This window comes from Pseudomonas sp. NPDC087697 (assembly GCF_044743155.1).
Lineage (GTDB): Bacteria > Pseudomonadota > Gammaproteobacteria > Pseudomonadales > Pseudomonadaceae > Aquipseudomonas.
The window spans coordinates 38,093-54,175 of record NZ_JBIUVW010000022.1; the positions used below are offsets into that span (position 1 = coordinate 38,093).

11 protein-coding genes are annotated in these 16,083 nt (G+C 59.9%); 7 read left to right on the plus strand and 4 right to left on the minus strand.

The window, feature by feature from the left end; translation table 11 throughout:
• Positions 1-200 precede the first annotated feature (200 nt).
• Positions 201-1,391: a benzoate/H(+) symporter BenE family transporter gene (locus tag ACIPIN_RS16530; protein WP_401120246.1), complete on the plus strand. Its 1,191-nt coding sequence runs from the start codon at positions 201-203 to the stop codon at positions 1,389-1,391.
• A 136-nt stretch (positions 1,392-1,527) separates the two neighbouring features.
• Here the strand turns inward: ACIPIN_RS16530 and ACIPIN_RS16535 are convergent, their stop codons facing one another.
• The gene (locus ACIPIN_RS16535) at positions 1,528-1,872 is read right to left on the minus strand and encodes a YggL family protein (RefSeq protein WP_401120248.1); all 345 of its coding nucleotides are present in this window, start codon (positions 1,870-1,872) and stop codon (positions 1,528-1,530) included.
• 233 nt (positions 1,873-2,105) lie between these two features.
• On the opposite strand from ACIPIN_RS16535, the gene dacB reads away from it, so the two are divergent.
• Positions 2,106-3,566 (plus strand): D-alanyl-D-alanine carboxypeptidase/D-alanyl-D-alanine-endopeptidase, encoded by a 1,461-nt coding sequence (gene dacB / locus ACIPIN_RS16540; protein WP_401120249.1) that lies wholly within the window; start codon positions 2,106-2,108, stop codon positions 3,564-3,566.
• Between the two features lie 109 nt (positions 3,567-3,675).
• Here the strand turns inward: dacB and ACIPIN_RS16545 are convergent, their stop codons facing one another.
• Together ACIPIN_RS16545 and rlmKL are read right to left on the minus strand one after the other, a co-directional pair.
• Positions 3,676-6,075 (minus strand): diguanylate cyclase, encoded by a 2,400-nt coding sequence (locus ACIPIN_RS16545; protein WP_401120250.1) that lies wholly within the window; start codon positions 6,073-6,075, stop codon positions 3,676-3,678.
• 138 nt (positions 6,076-6,213) lie between these two features.
• The gene (rlmKL, locus tag ACIPIN_RS16550; RefSeq protein WP_401120251.1) at positions 6,214-8,484 is read right to left on the minus strand and encodes a bifunctional 23S rRNA (guanine(2069)-N(7))-methyltransferase RlmK/23S rRNA (guanine(2445)-N(2))-methyltransferase RlmL; all 2,271 of its coding nucleotides are present in this window, start codon (positions 8,482-8,484) and stop codon (positions 6,214-6,216) included.
• Between the two features lie 546 nt (positions 8,485-9,030).
• On the opposite strand from rlmKL, the gene rmf reads away from it, so the two are divergent.
• Positions 9,031-9,246 carry a ribosome modulation factor gene (gene rmf, locus ACIPIN_RS16555; RefSeq protein ID WP_003223300.1) on the plus strand — a complete coding sequence of 72 codons (216 nt, stop codon included), beginning with the start codon at positions 9,031-9,033 and terminating at the stop codon, positions 9,244-9,246.
• Between the two features lie 290 nt (positions 9,247-9,536).
• Here the strand turns inward: rmf and ACIPIN_RS16560 are convergent, their stop codons facing one another.
• Entirely contained in the window at positions 9,537-10,556 is a 1,020-nt protein-coding gene (locus ACIPIN_RS16560) for a quinone-dependent dihydroorotate dehydrogenase (protein WP_401120253.1), read from the minus strand.
• A gap of 249 nt (positions 10,557-10,805) precedes the next feature.
• Here ACIPIN_RS16560 and ACIPIN_RS16565 point away from each other — a divergent pair, with 249 nt between their 5' ends.
• From ACIPIN_RS16565 to ACIPIN_RS16580, 4 genes are all read left to right on the plus strand, one after another.
• On the plus strand, positions 10,806-12,017 hold the full coding sequence (locus ACIPIN_RS16565; protein ID WP_401120254.1) for a CmpA/NrtA family ABC transporter substrate-binding protein: 1,212 nt from the start codon (positions 10,806-10,808) through the stop codon (positions 12,015-12,017).
• 15 nt (positions 12,018-12,032) lie between these two features.
• A complete protein-coding gene (locus tag ACIPIN_RS16570; RefSeq protein ID WP_401120255.1) occupies positions 12,033-12,611 on the plus strand; it encodes an ANTAR domain-containing response regulator in 579 nt (192 codons plus the stop codon).
• A 320-nt stretch (positions 12,612-12,931) separates the two neighbouring features.
• Positions 12,932-14,143 (plus strand): nitrate/nitrite transporter, encoded by a 1,212-nt coding sequence (locus tag ACIPIN_RS16575; RefSeq protein ID WP_401120256.1) that lies wholly within the window; start codon positions 12,932-12,934, stop codon positions 14,141-14,143.
• A gap of 7 nt (positions 14,144-14,150) precedes the next feature.
• Positions 14,151-15,821 (plus strand): protein kinase, encoded by a 1,671-nt coding sequence (locus ACIPIN_RS16580; RefSeq protein WP_401120257.1) that lies wholly within the window; start codon positions 14,151-14,153, stop codon positions 15,819-15,821.
• The last annotated feature ends 262 nt before the right edge of the window (positions 15,822-16,083 follow it).

Sequence of the window (16,083 nt, forward strand, 5' to 3'; positions counted from 1 at the left end):
ACGCCCCGTCACGTTTGAGTTTAGGCTTGAACACAAAACCCGTGGCTTATGCATGATCCCCCGTGTAGGAGCTGCCGAAGGCTGCGATCTTTTTCTCGCTGGCACCGCAAAGCCAGGATCAAAAGATCGCAGCCTTCGGCAGCTCCTACGTGGGGTCAATGCGTTATCGAGATCTTCAACAGAACAAGGAACACCGCGCCATGACCGACGCCACTCACGTGCAACTTCGCCCACTGGCCGACACTTCACCTTCAGCCATCGTCGCCGGGTTCATCGCCATGATGACCGGCTACACCAGTTCGCTGGTGCTGATGTTCCAGGCCGGCCAGGCTGCGGGCCTGACCAGCGGGCAGATTTCGTCGTGGATCTGGGCGATTTCGATTGGCATGGCCGTGTGCTCGATCGGTTTGTCCTTGCGTTATCGCACACCGATCACCATCGCCTGGTCGACGCCCGGTGCGGCGCTGCTGATCACCAGCCTGTCGGGCGTGACCTACGGCGAGGCGATTGGCGCCTACATCACCTGCGCCATATTGGTAACTATTTGCGGCCTGACCGGCAGCTTCGAACGGCTGGTCAAACGCATTCCGGCATCCCTGGCAGCTGCCTTGCTGGCGGGGATTCTGTTCAAGATCGGCAGCGAAATCTTCGTCGCCGCCCAGCACCGCACCGGCCTGGTGCTGGGGATGTTTTTCACCTATCTGGTGGTCAAGCGCCTGACACCGCGTTATGCGGTGCTGGCAGCACTGCTGATCGGCACTGCATTGTCCGGTTTCATGGGGTTGCTGGATTTCAGCGGTTTCCACCTCGAAGTGGCAACGCCGGTCTGGACCACTCCGCACTTTTCCCTCGCGGCGACCATCAGCATCGGTATTCCACTGTTCGTGGTGGCCATGACCTCGCAGAACATGCCCGGCATCGCCGTGTTGCGCGCCGATGGCTACAACGTGCCGGCCTCGCCGCTGATCACCACCACCGGCATCGCCTCACTGTTGCTGGCGCCATTTGGCTCCCACGGGATCAACCTGGCAGCGATCAGCGCGGCGATCTGCACCGGGCCGCATGCCCATGAAGACCGCAACAAGCGTTACACCGCAGCCGTCTGGTGCGGGATTTTCTACGGGATTGCCGGGGTCTTCGGTGCAACCCTGGCCGCATTGTTCGCCGCCTTGCCGAAAGAACTGGTGCTGTCGATTGCCGCGCTGGCGCTGTTCGGTTCGATCATCAACGGCCTGAGCATCGCCATGAGCGAAGTGAAGGAACGTGAAGCGGCGTTGATCACCTTTATGGTCACTGCGTCGGGGCTGACGCTGTTTTCCATCGGTTCGGCATTTTGGGGAATTGTGGCGGGGGTGGTGACGCTGATGATTCTGAATTGGCGCAAGGCCTGAAACGCAAAAGATCGCAGGCTTCGCCAGCTCCTACATGCGTACACCCTGTAGGAGCTGCCGAAGGTTCGGGCCGCGTTCGGACGATCTTTTGATCTTTGCAAAAACGGCGACCCTTGGGTCGCCGTTTTTTAGAACATCAAACTACCGGATTGATGGGCTTTTCCGGGTACCAGACGTCGATCAGCGGGCTGACGGTTGCTTCGGTCAGTTCGCTGCGGCCTTTGAGCCAGGCTTCAACAGCGGCACGCTGCTCTTCGGATACCGAGCCACGTTTTTGCAGGCAAACCAGACCGAAGTCGTCGCCGCCAACGTAGCCGAGGCCGTTTGCTTCCATGGCTTCTTTCAGGAACGCGTCGAGGAAAGCGTCAATGGCTGCATCAGCCAAATCTTCTTTGAAATCCAGGTTCAGTTCGAAACCCAGCTCTTGAAATTCATCGACGCAGAGTTTTTTGCGCAGACGCTGGGAACGGTTAGTCGCCATTGGAACAATCCTCAAAAGTAATAACGGGCGGCACTTTAGCAGTTTAAGCCGCTGTTTGCCCGACTCTCTGGGAGCTTGTGCCTACCGCCGGTAAAAAAATAGCGGATTCGGCACTCTGTGTACGGCACAAGGCGCCATACCTTGGGGCATAATGCCGACACTTTCGTGACCACTGAGGGAATTTATCTTCATGCCCTCATCTTTTTCCCCTCGGCTGTAGGGTTTTACTTCAGATGATCAAATCTTTGCGTCCATTGCTTCTCGCCAGTCTGCTTGTGCCTCTGGCCTTCCCGGTTTCCGCTGCCCCGATCAACACAGCCCTGTCACCCAATGTTGAAAAGGCTCTCAGAGCCAGCAAGTTGAAGGACAGCGCCCTGTCGCTGGTGATGATTCCACTCAATGGCCCTGGCACACCGACCGTTTTCAACGCTGACGTTTCGGTCAATCCGGCCTCGACCATGAAGCTTGTGACCACCTACGCCGCGCTGGAAATGCTTGGCCCGAACCACCAGTGGAAAACCGAGTTCTACACCGACGGCACCCTCAGTGGCGGCATCCTGCACGGCAACCTATACCTCAAGGGTGGCGGCGATCCGAAACTGAACATGGAAAAACTCTGGTTGCTGATGCGTGACCTGCGGGCCAATGGCGTGCAGCAAGTCACCGGTGACCTGGTGCTGGACCGCAGCTTCTTCGTCCAACCGCAACTGCCTGAATTCAATGACGACGGCAATGACGAAAACAAGCCATTCCTGGTCAAACCCGACGCGCTGATGGTCAACCTCAAAGCCCTGCGCTTCGTGGCTCGTAACGATTCGGGCAAGGTATTGGTATCGGTCGAACCTCCGATCGCCAGCATTCGCATCGACAACCAGGTCAAGGCCATCAACGCAAAACAGTGCACCGGCGGCGTGCGCTACAACCCGGTGACCCAGGCCGACGGCAGCGTGTCCGTAACGGTGGCGGGCCAGTTGGGCGATGGTTGCAGCTCGCAGACTTACCTTTCGCTGCTCGACCATGCGACTTACACCGCTGGCGCCGTACGCGCGATCTGGCAGGAGCTGGGTGGCAGCATTCAAGGCAAGGATCTTCTGGCCGCCGTACCGAAAGACGCCAAGGTATTGGCCCGGGCATTCTCACCGGACCTGGCGGAAATCATCCGCGACATCAACAAATACAGTAACAACACCATGGCTCAGCAGCTGTTCCTCAGCCTGGGCGCGAAATACCGCACCGACGCGGATGCTGACGATGCAAAAGCTGCACAACGCGTGGTCCGTCAGTGGCTGGCGAAGAAAGGCATTACCGCGCCGCACCTGGTGATGGAGAACGGCTCTGGCCTGTCGCGTGCAGAACGGGTCAGCGCCCGTGAAATGGCGAGCATGCTGCAAGCCGCTTGGCGTAGCCCGTATGCCGCCGAGTACATCAGCTCGCTGCCAATTGCCGGCACCGACGGCACCATGCGCAAACGCCTCAAGACCACCGCGATGAGAGGTGAAGCGCACGTCAAGACCGGCACCCTGAACACTGTGCGCGCTATCGCCGGTTTCAGCCGCGACATCAACGGCAACACCTGGGCAGTGGTCGCGATCCTCAACGATCCCGCGCCATTTGGCGCACATACGGTGCTCGATCAGGTGCTGCTGGACCTGTACCGCCAGCCGAAACTGGCGACAGCTGAGTCGGCGCTTTAAGCCCTTAAAGGCCAAAAGATCGCAGCCTGCGCCAGCTCCTACGCCGACCGTATGCACGGATGATTACTCGGGTAGGAGCTGGCGAAGCCTGCGATCTTTTGATCCTCAGCTAAACCAGCTCCACCTCAACTCGATCCCGTCCCGCCTGTTTCGCCGCGTAAACCCCTGAGTCAGCGCGCAACAGCAAGGCATCCGCACCTTCTCCGGAACGCCAACTGGCGATGCCGAAGCTGGCAGTCACCGTGCCCAATCCGTCGATCGGCGTATTACGCAAGCTCTTCCATAGTTCGACGGCCAACGTATGGGCTTGCTGCCCGTCGGTGTCCGGACACAGCACCATGAACTCCTCGCCTCCCAAACGACAGAACACATCGGTGCGTCGCAAGCGGTGGCGGATGCGCTGACAGATCGCCTGCAACACCCGATCGCCCGCCGCGTGGCCGTACACATCATTGATGCGTTTGAAGTGATCGATATCCAGCATGATCACCGCCAATTCCCCGGTACCGCGCTCGACCCGGGCCATTTCCGTGGTCAGCCGCTCCTGGAAATAGCGCCGATTGTGAATCCCGGTCAGCGAGTCGGTAACCGACAGCGCGCGCAGCTCTTCCTCGACCCGTTTGAGGTCGGAAATATCCGAAATATAGCCATGCCACAGCACTCCACCGCCGGGCAGCTCTTCCGGCGTTGCCTCACCGCGCACCCAACGCAGACCACGGACAGGCAATTGCACACGGTACTCTTCGCGCCATGGGCTGAGCTTTTGCGAAGAGATCCGGATCGAGGCACGCACCCGAGCCACATCCTGCGGATAAATCCGCTCGAAAATGGCCTCGGCATTCTGTTGCAGCACGTCTGGATCGATCTCGTAAATATCGCGGATGCCGTCACTGGCGTAGATCACACTGAAGCGCCCGTCCGCCGCCATCTTGAACTGATAAATGCCGCCCGGCACATGCGCGCTGAGTTTCTTGAGCAGCAAATCGCGCGCCGCCAACGCTTCGTGCACGCGCTTGCGTTCGGTGATGTCGATGCAGATCGCCAGATGCCCGACCCAAAGCCCCTGCTTATCAAGCACGGCCGTGGCGAGCATGTTCACCGTCAGATGGCTGCCATCCTGACGCACCAAGGTCCATTCACGCGCTTCATGCCCACTCTCTTCGCCTCCTTCCACCAGCATTGCCTGACAGCTCGGCACCGGCTTGCCGTAACGCTGACTGAGCTCCGCGGCGCGCGCTTGCAGCTCAATGGGCAGGTGCAGGCTCTCGAGGGTCATATGCCCCAGCACATCGGCGCTGCGATAACCGAACATGTGCTCGGCACCGGCATTGAAGGTTGTGATCACGCCGCGCAGGTCGGTGGCAATCACCGCCACCTGGGTCGCAGCGTCCAGCACTCCGCGTAACTGCCCATGAGCGCTGTTCAACTCCTGCTCACGCAGGCGCAACTCGCGGGTACGCTGCTCAACCAGCGCCAGCGCCCGTTGCCGCTGACTGACCAGAATGTAGAGCAAGGCACTGAGCAGCACGCTCAACAGAGCCCCCATCACGATCAGGCTGGCACCCGCCGAATGATTGGCACGCTCAAACACCGCGCTGGTGCGAATATCGAGATCGTAGACATGATCGCCCAGTCGCAACATCGAGCTGTAATGCAACGGTTGATCCGCCACCGGGTTAGTCGATTCGTAGAGCGCTTCTGACTGGCCGTCCTGCGCCCGACCACGAATCTGCACCACAAGGTTGTCCTGACCTGGCATCGGAAAACCATCGGCCACCAACTGACGCATGCTGATGACAGCCAGCACGTAACCAAGGGGCGCGGCATCATGAGCGGACGCTGCGCCAATGCGCAAAACCGGTTCGACCAGCAGCACGCCACGGGCATATTCAGAATCGATTCCAATCAGCTGCACCGGCTCGGACACCGCCATCGTGTTCAGGTTGCGGGCCCTTTGCAGGGTTGCCCGACGTGCCGGTTCCGAGAGCAAATCAAAACCCAGCGGCGCGTCTTTTGAGTTTTGCATCTCGCTGTACAACACCGGCGTATATTCATCACGCAAGGCGGCAGGTTGCAACTCTGCGGAAGGCGTCAGATCGCGGATGGAAAACCCTGTTTTACCCTGCTCGCGCACCTTTTGTTCGAACGCGGCACGTTCACTGCGGGCAATCAACGGCGCCCAGGCGTAGGCCTGAGTTCTTTGCAACAGTGCTTTGGTAAAACCGTCGAACTCTTCACGGGACACCGATTCGGAGTTGACGAAGAATCGCCGCAGGCTATCGAGGCGCTGTTCCTGATCGTCGAAACGCTCGGCAATCCGGCTTTTGCGTTCGTTGACCAGCAATTGAAAGCTCTGCGCCATCTGCTGATGGTGCACATTGAAGCTGGCCCAGGCGAGCAGCCCCGTCAGCACGCCACCAGCCAGTAAAACCAGCAGCGCAACCAGCCAGGCCGAAACATCTTCGCTGATGAAGCCCAGGATCTTGGGTCGTACGGCGTGCAACGGCATAAGCAAAACTCAAAACGCCGGCGTGCTTTGGTGTCACCTTGGCTTTGAGTGAAGTTATAGCTATTAGCCATTAGATTAGCTAGCGCAAAAAGACCACAGAGCCTGGAAAAATCAAGGCCCTGTGGATCCAGTCAGACCTCAGCGCGCCATGATTTTCCAGGCGCGATGGATCTTGCCATTACGGGCAAAGTCCGGGTCGATGGTTTGTGCGGTGATCTCCTCGACGGCATAGCGCGCCGTGAGGTTTTCTTCGAGCTGGAACTTGCGGAAGTTGTTGGAGAAATACAACACGCCACCCGGCGCCAGACGGGCCATGGCCAGGTCCAGCAACTGCACGTGGTCACGCTGCACGTCGAAGATCCCTTCCATGCGCTTGGAGTTGGAGAAGGTTGGCGGATCGATAAAAATCATATCGAACTCGTCACGGTTGGCTTCCAGCCAGGCCATCACGTCGCCCTGCTCCAGGCGGTTCTTGTCAGAGAAACCGTTCAGCGACAGGTTGCGGCGCGCCCAGTCCAGGTAGGTTTTCGACAGGTCGACGCTGGTAGTGCTGCGCGCGCCGCCCTTGGCCGCATGGACGCTGGCCGTCGCGGTGTAGCAATACAGATTGAGGAAACGCTTGCCGGCCGCCTCTTTCTGAATCCGCAGACGCATTGGACGGTGATCCAGGAACAGCCCGGTGTCGAGGTAGTCGGTCAGGTTGACCAGCAACTTCACACCACCTTCGTTCACCTCGGTGAACTTGCCTTGGGCGCTCTGGCGCTCGTACTGCTTGGTGCCGCTCTGACGTTCGCGACGCTTGACGACCACGCGGCTCTTGTCGATGTCCAAGGCCTGCGGAATGGCTGCCAGGGCATCGAACATACGCGCCGAGGCTTTTTCCGGATCGATCGATTTCGGTGCCGCGTATTCCTGAACATGGACCCAGTCGTGATACAGGTCGATGGCCATGGAGTATTCCGGCATGTCGGCATCGTAAACGCGGTAGCAGTCGACACCTTCGCGCTTGACCCATTTGCCCAGGGCTTTGAGGTTCTTTTGCAGGCGGTTGGCAAACATCTGCCCGCCTTCGCTCAGACGCGCCTGTTCAACAACGGGAGCCGGCGCCGGTGCAGGTTTGATCGGGTTGCCGTTCTTGTTGTACTGACGCTCTTGCGGCTCGACCGGGGACTGATCGTAGGCAGCCTGTTCACGTTCGGCCTGGCGCTGTTCCGGGGTACGACGTTCACCGGTGACGAATTGATCCGGCAGCACTTTGATCAGCAGCAATTTGCACGGCAAGGCGCCGTTCCAGAACGAATACTGTTTGTGGCTGCGAATCCCCATGCGCTTGCCCAGCTCCGGCGCGCCGGTGAACACCGCCGCTTCCCAGTTCAGGCAGGCCTGACGCAGACGCTCGCCGAGGTTCTGGTAGAGATAGAGCAAGCTCGCCTCGTCGCCCAGACGCTCGCCGTACGGAGGGTTGCAGATCACCAGGCCTTTTTGGTTCTGGTCCGGACGCGGCTCGAAGGTGGCGACTTCGCCCTGGTAGATCTTGATCCACTCACTCAGGCCTGCGCGCTCGACGTTGTTGCGGCCCGGTTGAATCAGGCGTGGATCGGCTTCGTAACCGCGAATCCACAGCGGTGGCTTGGCCAGACCGGCAGCGGCGCGGGCGGTGGCTTCTTCGTGAAGTTTTTTCCACAGCGCCGGCACGTGACCGAGCCAGGCGGTGAAGCCCCACTGCTCGCGACGCAGGTTCGGCGCCATGTCGGCGGCGATCATCGCAGCTTCGACCAGGAACGTACCGACACCGCACATCGGGTCAGCCAGGGCGCCGCCTTCAGCGGCAATGCGCGGCCAGCCGGAACGAATCAGAATCGCTGCCGCGAGGTTTTCCTTCAGCGGCGCCGCACCTTGCTGCAAGCGGTAACCGCGCTGGTGCAGGCTATGGCCGGACAGGTCGAGGGACAGGATCGCTTCACCACGGTCCAGACGCAGGTGAATGCGCAGGTCCGGGTTGAGCTTGTCGATAGATGGACGCTCGCCCGATGGGGTGCGCAGTTTGTCGACGATAGCGTCCTTCACTTTCAGGGCGCCGAAGTGGGTGTTGTCGATGCCCGAGCCGTGACCGCTGAATTCAACGGCCAGGGTACCGTCATTGAGCATGTGGTCTTGCCACTCGATATCCAGCACGCCGTGGTACAGGTCTTCGGCATCCTTCATCGGGAAACGCTTGAGCACCAGCAGCACCCGGTTAGCCAGACGTGACCACAGGCACAGGCGATAAGCCGTTTCCATGTCGGCCATGCCGCGCACGGCAGAAGTGTGCTCGCGCGCTTCCTCAAGGCCAAGCCCGACGGCTTCCTCGATAAGCAGACCTTCGAGGCCTTTTGGGCAAGTGAGGAAGAGTTCGTAACGATCCGACATGGGAGTTCCAGGGCCTTTAGCAAATAAGTGAACGGGCAACGCATTGACCGCTCGTTTTTCAATCAAGCGCTTTTCTTGAAGAGCGCTCGCGTGGCACGAAAGTGTGCCGTCCCACCCTGGCCGCACAGCCAACCAACCGGTTGAATGAGCTTAGATGCCCGGGCAGATAAAAAATTCTATGCAACAAAATGTCATAACTCGACCCTTCGTCGAATAATACCCGAGTGCTACGGGTGGCCATTCTCACTAAAGTATTAGCCTCATCATCTAGCGAGAGGCTGATCATAGCGGGCTTTGACCAATGACCACGGGAATTACATCGTGTTACTTATGGCCATAGCATCTTTATCGTTACGTTCTTATGACAAAACGATCATTCCCTCGATGTGACGCATTGGTTAGAACTCAATACAGGTTGACGCCGCAACGACGTCAACACCTTGGCTCGTGACGCCGGCAGCGAGCCACCAACGGCAGAAATTTTTCTGCCTGACCTCGATAGAGGTCGACGCGACAAATACAGTCAACAAGTGAGGGAAACACCCTATGAGAAGACTTAAGCGTGATCCGTTGGAAAGAGCATTTTTGCGCGGATATCAATATGGCGTTGGTGGAAAATCCCGTGAGCTTTGCCCATTTACTCTACCGTCGGTACGTCAAGCCTGGATCAACGGCTGGCGAGAAGGACGCGGCGACAACTGGGACGGTATGACCGGCACTGCGGGGATCCATAGACTCAACGAACTTCACGCCGTCGGCTAAACAGGGCACACATTCCGACACGACAATCTGATTACGCAATGACTTAACCACGCACGTCCTCTCCGGACGGCGGGCTTCGGCCCAAGGGCTCCTTCGAGGAGCCCTTTTTTATGTTCACTCACTTCCCGCACCCGTACCGTACCCGTAGCAGCTGGCGTAGCCTGCGTTCGGCTGCGAAGCAGTCGTAAACCCTATGTGCACGGTGTACCTGAAAAACCGCAGTGTCTGATTTCACGACGGCTGCGCCGCCGAACGCAGGCTACGCCAGCTGCTACGGGGGACGATTTTCGTTAGCGCAACGCGGCGATGGCATCCACGGATTCACGAATCAGCGCCGGGCCCTTGTAAATGAAGCCCGAATACAGCTGCACCAGACTGGCACCCGCAGCGATTTTCTCAGCCGCGTGCTTGCCTTCAGTAATGCCGCCAACCGCGATGATCGGCAAACGCCCGGCCAGCTCAGCCGCCAGCACCTTGACCGTGTGAGTGCTCTTGTCGCGTACCGGTGCACCGGACAAGCCGCCGGCCTCGTCACCGTACTCCATGCCTTCGACGCCTACGCGGCTCAGGGTGGTGTTGGTCGCGATCACCGCGTCCATCCCGGTTTCGATCAGCGCTTGCGCCACCTGAACGGTTTCTTCGTCAGTCATGTCCGGTGCGATCTTGATCGCCAGCGGTACACGCTTGCCGTGGCGCAGTGCCAGTTCTTCCCGACGCTGAGCCAGGTCTGCGAGTAATTGCTTGAGCGAGTCACCAAACTGCAGGCTGCGCAGGCCCGGGGTGTTCGGCGAACTGACGTTGACCGTCACGTAGCTGGCATGGGCGTAGACCTTGTCCAGGCAGATCAGATAATCGTCGACCGCACGTTCAACCGGCGTGTCGAAGTTCTTGCCGATGTTGATCCCCAGCACGCCTTTGTATTTGGCAGCCGCTACACGTGCCAGCAGATTATCGACGCCGAGGTTGTTGAACCCCATGCGGTTGATGATCGCTTCGGCTTGCGGCAGGCGGAAAATCCGTGGTTTTGGATTGCCTGGCTGTGGACGCGGAGTGATGGTGCCGATTTCGACGAAGCCGAAACCCAATTGAGCAAACCCGTCGATGGCCGCACCGTTCTTGTCCAGACCAGCCGCCAACCCCACCGGGTTCGGGAAGTCCAGGCCCATGACATTCACCGGCATCTTCGCTGGCGCCTTGCACAGCAAGCCATTGAGACCCAAACGCCCACCTGCGCCGATCAGGTCCAGGGACAGATCGTGGGAGGTTTCCGGGGAGAGTTTGAACAACAGTTGGCGGGCCAGGGTATACATGGGCGAATTTGACTCGGTTGGCGGCGAAATAAGGCGGCGATTATAGCCGGGCATCGGGGTCGCAAGCGAGGCGCACGACGAAATCAGCCGTCAATGGCATATGCCTTGCACCAACTGGGTTATGTGCACCCATGCCAACGGCGGGATGAGTGCCAGGTTGCGAATCGAAAGGACAACGGCGTCGTCACCTGGCCTGGTTTACACAAGGGGCCTGGGGACGGCGCTTTTTTCATGCAAGGTGCTTATTTGATGATTGAACCTGAAGCAGGACCGCTGGCCTGGGTCAACGGCAGCGATGCCCCGGAAAAAACCGCGATCAACCTTGGCTTCATGGCCTTGACCGACTGTGCGTCAGTGGTGGTTGCCGCGACTCAGGGCTTCGCCCAACCCTACGGGCTGACCTTGAACCTCAAGCGCCAATCGTCGTGGGCCAACCTGCGGGACAAACTGGTCAGCGGTGAACTCGATGCCGCCCACAGCCTCTATGGCTTGATCTATGCGGTGCACCTGGGCATCGGCGGCGTTGCGGCGACGGACATGGCCGTGCTCATGGGGCTGAACCAGAACGGCCAGAGCATCAACCTCTCTCACGGCCTGCAAGGGCTGGGCGTGACCAGTCCTGAAGCGCTGGACCGCCACGTGCACCAAAGTCGCCCAAAACTCACCTTCGCCCAGACCTTCCCCACCGGCACCCATGCCATGTGGTTGTATTACTGGCTGGCGAGCCAAGGCATCCATCCGTTGCGGGATGTCGACAGCGTCGTGGTGCCACCGCCACAAATGGTCGCGCACTTGCAGGCCGGGCGTATCGACGGTTTCTGCGTCGGTGAACCGTGGAGCGCCAGCGCGGTGAAACAAAACCTCGGCTTCACGATGGCGACGACCCAGACCATCTGGCCCGACCACCCGGAAAAAGTCCTTGGCTGCACCCGCGCCTTCGTCGAGCAATACCCGAACACCGCTCGGGCGCTGGTCATGGCGATCCTCGAGGCCAGTCGTTTCATCGAACAAAGCACGGAAAATCGCCGAAGCACCGCGCAACTGTTGAGCGCTGCCGAATATCTGGACGCACCGCTCGACTGCATCGAACCGCGTTTGTTGGGCGATTATGCCGACGGCCTCGGCAATCGCTGGCAGGACCCTCACGCGCTGCGCTTTCACGGTGGCGGCGACGTCAACTTGCCGTACCTGTCCGACGGCATGTGGTTCATGACCCAATTCCGGCGCTGGGGCTTATTGCGAGAAGACCCGGACTATCTGCAAGTGGCGCGTCAGGTCCAGCAACTCGGTGTCTACCGCGACGCAGCCAGCGCGCTGGGCGTTGCGACCCAGGGGCAGGAAATGCGCAGCAGTCAGTTGATCGACGGTAAAATATGGAATGGTTCGGACCCGGCGGCGTATGCCCGCAGTTTCAAGCTGCACGCCATGACCGACACCCCCGCCCTTCTCGCCCGCCGCTGACAGGAGCCTGCAAACATGTTGCGTATCCTGCTGATCAACGACACTGCGAAGAAGGTCGGACGCCTCAAGGCGGCACTGACCGAGGCCGGGTTTGAGGTGGTCGACGAGTCCGGCCTGACCATCGACCTGCCTGCGCGCGTCGAAATGGTGCGTCCAGACGTGATCCTGATCGATACCGAGTCACCGAGCCGTGATGTGCTGGAGCAAGTGGTGCTGGTCAGCCGTGACCAGCCTCATCCGATCGTGATGTTCACCGACGAGCACGACCCCGACGTCATGCGTCAGGCGATCAAGTCCGGCGTCAGCGCCTACATCGTCGAAGGCATTCATGCCGCACGCCTGCAACCGATCCTCGACGTGGCCATGGCGCGCTTTGAAAGCGATCAGGCCCTGCGCGCCCAACTCCAGGCCCGCGACCAGCAACTGGCCGAGCGCAAGCGCATCGAGCTGGCCAAGGGATTACTGATGAAAATGAAGGACTGCAATGAAGAGCAGGCCTACACCCTGATGCGTCGCCAAGCCATGAGCCGCCAACAAAAGCTGATCCAGGTGGCCGAGCAGATCATTGCCATGAGTGAGTTGTTGGGTGGTTGACCTGCAAAAGATCGCAGCCTTCGGCAGCTCCTACAGGGTGTACGCCATTCCAATGTAGGAGCTGCCGAAGGCTGCGATCTTTCCGGTCCCACTACAAATTCCGGATCTGGCACAGATCTCGCTACGTAAACCACACAGGTAGCCAACGGCGGTTGCCCCACCTACGACAAAGACGTCGCACACCCCTTTCGCACAAGCGCAGCGGGTTGCGGCGTTTTTTCGTTTTGGCCCCACAGCCCGGGGCCGGTGGTGCGGCCGTCGCGGCGCCCCACCGCAAAGCTCATGACTCCCTTCGAGACTCTTCACAGCTGAGGTGCGCGATGAATTCAAGCTTCTGGAAATCCGGCCATACCCCGACACTCTTCTCGGCCTTTCTGTATTTCGACCTGAGCTTCATGGTCTGGTACCTGCTCGGCCCGTTGGCGGTGCAAATCGCCGCCGACCTGCACCTGACCACCCAGCAACGCGGACTGGTGGTGGCCACGCCGATTCTGGCCGGGGCCTTCTTGCGCTTCGCGATGGGATTGCTGGCGGATCGTCTGTCACCGAAAACCGCTGGGCTGATCGGTCAGGTGATCGTGATCTGCGCCCTGTTCGGCGCCTGGAAACTTGGCATCCACAGCTACGAGCAAGCGCTGCTGCTGGGCTTGTTCCTCGGGATGGCCGGTGCTTCGTTCGCCGTCGCCCTGCCCTTGGCTTCGCAGTGGTATCCGCCACAGCATCAGGGCAAGGCGATGGGCATTGCTGGCGCTGGTAACTCGGGCACGGTGTTCGCTGCGCTGATCGCCCCGCTGTTGGCGGCGTCATTTGGCTGGAGCAACGTCTTTGGCTTCGCGTTGATTCCACTGATCCTGACGCTGATCATCTTCGCCTGGCTGGCGAAAAACGCACCTGAACGGCCGAAAGCCAAATCCATGGCCGACTACTTCAAGGCCCTCGGTGACCGCGACAGTTGGTGGTTCATGTTTTTCTACAGCGTGACCTTCGGCGGTTTCATCGGCCTGGCCAGCGCCCTGCCCGGCTACTTCAACGACCAATACGGCCTGAGCCCGGTCACCGCCGGTTATTACACCGCAGCCTGTGTGTTTGGTGGCAGTTTGATGCGGCCTCTCGGTGGCGCACTGGCGGATCGCTTCGGTGGTATTCGCACCTTGTTGGTCATGTATACCGTCGCGGCGATCTGCATTGCTGTCGTGGGTTTCAACCTGCCAAGCTCCTATGCTGCGCTGGCGCTGTTTGTCTGCACCATGCTCGGCCTTGGCGCGGGTAACGGCGCGGTGTTCCAGTTGGTGCCGCAGCGCTTTCGGCGTGAAATCGGCGTGATGACCGGACTGATCGGCATGGCGGGCGGTATCGGCGGCTTCGCCCTCGCGGCCGGCATGGGTGCGATCAAGCAGAGCACCGGCAGCTATCAGATGGCCTTGTGGTTGTTCGCCAGCCTCGGCGTTCTGGCCTGGTTTGGCCTGCACGGGGTCAAACGCCGCTGGAGAACCACCTGGGGTTCGGCCGCTGTGACCGCAGCGCGGGTATGATGCACCAATGAGCCTGCAATTGAGCTTCGCCGAGGCCAGCGCCATCGGCCCACGGGACGAAAATCAGGACGCCCTGCGCCTGGTCACGCCCGCCGCTGAACTGGCGGCGAGCAAAGGGTTCCTGTTCGCCATCGCCGACGGCGTCAGCCAATGCGCCGATGGCGGACTCGCGGCCCGCGCGACCTTGCAGGCTCTGGCCCTCGACTACTACGCCACGCCGCAGACCTGGGCTGTGGCGCAAGCGTTGGACCGCCTGCTGCTGGCGCAGAATCGCTGGTTGCAGGCCAACGGCGGTGGCCAGCCGTTGCTCACCACCGTCAGTGCGCTGGTGCTGCGCGGTCGACGCTTCACCCTGGCGCATGTCGGCGATTGTCGGGTGTATCGCTGGCACGCCGACCAATTGCTGCGCATCAGTGAGGACCACGTCTGGGAACAACCGGGCATGCAGCATGTGCTCAAGCGCGCCTTGGGACTGGATCAGCATCTGGTGCTGGACTTTCTCGACGGCGAACTGCGCACCGGCGAGAGTTTCGTCCTGCTGAGCGATGGCGTTTGGGCGACGCTGGGCGACACCGCCATCGCGGCCATTCTGCGCGATCAGCCCGACCTCGACAGTGCTGCGCAAACCCTGGTCAACGCCGCTCACCTGGCCGGCAGTCAGGACAACGCCAGCGCGCTGCTGGTGCGGGTCGACACCCTCGGTGAAACGAGCATCGGTGATACGCTGATTCAACTGCAGCAATGGCCATTGCCGCCGCCGCTCAAACCCGGTCAATCCTTCGAAGGCTGGCACGTCGAGAGGCTGCTCGGGCAGAGTCAGCAGTCGCTGATCTACCGTGTTCGTGATGGGCAGCAACAGCCTTGGCTACTGAAAACACTCCCCTTGCAGTTGAACAACGACACCGCGGCCGCACAGGCGCTGCTCTCCGAAGAGTGGTTTCTCAAGCGCGTTGCCGGTCGCAGCTTTCCGGAAATACACCCGGCAGCTCAACGTCAGCACCTGTATTACGTGATGCGCGAGTATCCGGGGCTGACCCTGGCTGAACTGTTCGCGCAGAACGGTCCGTTGCCGCTGCCCCAATGGCAACAACTGGCCGAACGTCTGCTGCGGGCCGTGGGCATGCTGCATCGGCGGCAGATCTTCCATCGCGACATCAAACCGGAAAACCTGCTGCTGGCTGAGGACGGCGAGTTACGGCTGCTGGATTTCGGTCTGGCGTACTGCACTGGCTTATCCGAAGACCAATCGAACGCGCTGCCGGGCACCCCGAGCTACATTGCCCCGGAAGCGTTCAACGGGATTTCACCAACACCGCAACAGGATCTGTATGCGGTCGGCGTGACGCTCTATTACCTGGCCACCGGGCATTATCCCTACGGAGAAATCGAAGCCTTTCAACGTCCGCGCTTTGGCTCGCCAGTCAGCGCCAACCGCTATAGGCCGGACCTGCCGGACTGGCTAGGGCAAAGCCTGGAACGCGCGGTGTGCGCCGATCCGGCGCAACGTTATGAAACGGCGGAGGAATGGTTGCTGCTGCTGGAGCAAGGCGAACGGCGCAGTTTGAGTGTGCGACCCAGGCCGTTGCTGGAGCGTGAACCATTGAAGGTGTGGCGCACGTTGGCGCTGGTGTTGTTGATGATCAATGTGGTGCTGTTGTATCTGGCATTTCATGGTTGATTTTTAAAGATCGCAGCCTTCGGCAGCTCCTACAGGTGTACGCGATCCCACGTAGGCTGCGATCTTTTGATTTTTCTGCTTCAAAACCGGGCATTGCGCCTTTATCTGGTGCATTAAAAATGCCCGTTACTCATATGAAACGTCCGTAAATACGCCCTTGCGCCACTTGGCACGACCGCTGCATTACCTTTTTCACCATACATAAAGCCCAGCCTTCAACGACGAAGGCCGGGCTTCCCGAGAGAACGGGACCAGGACAAAG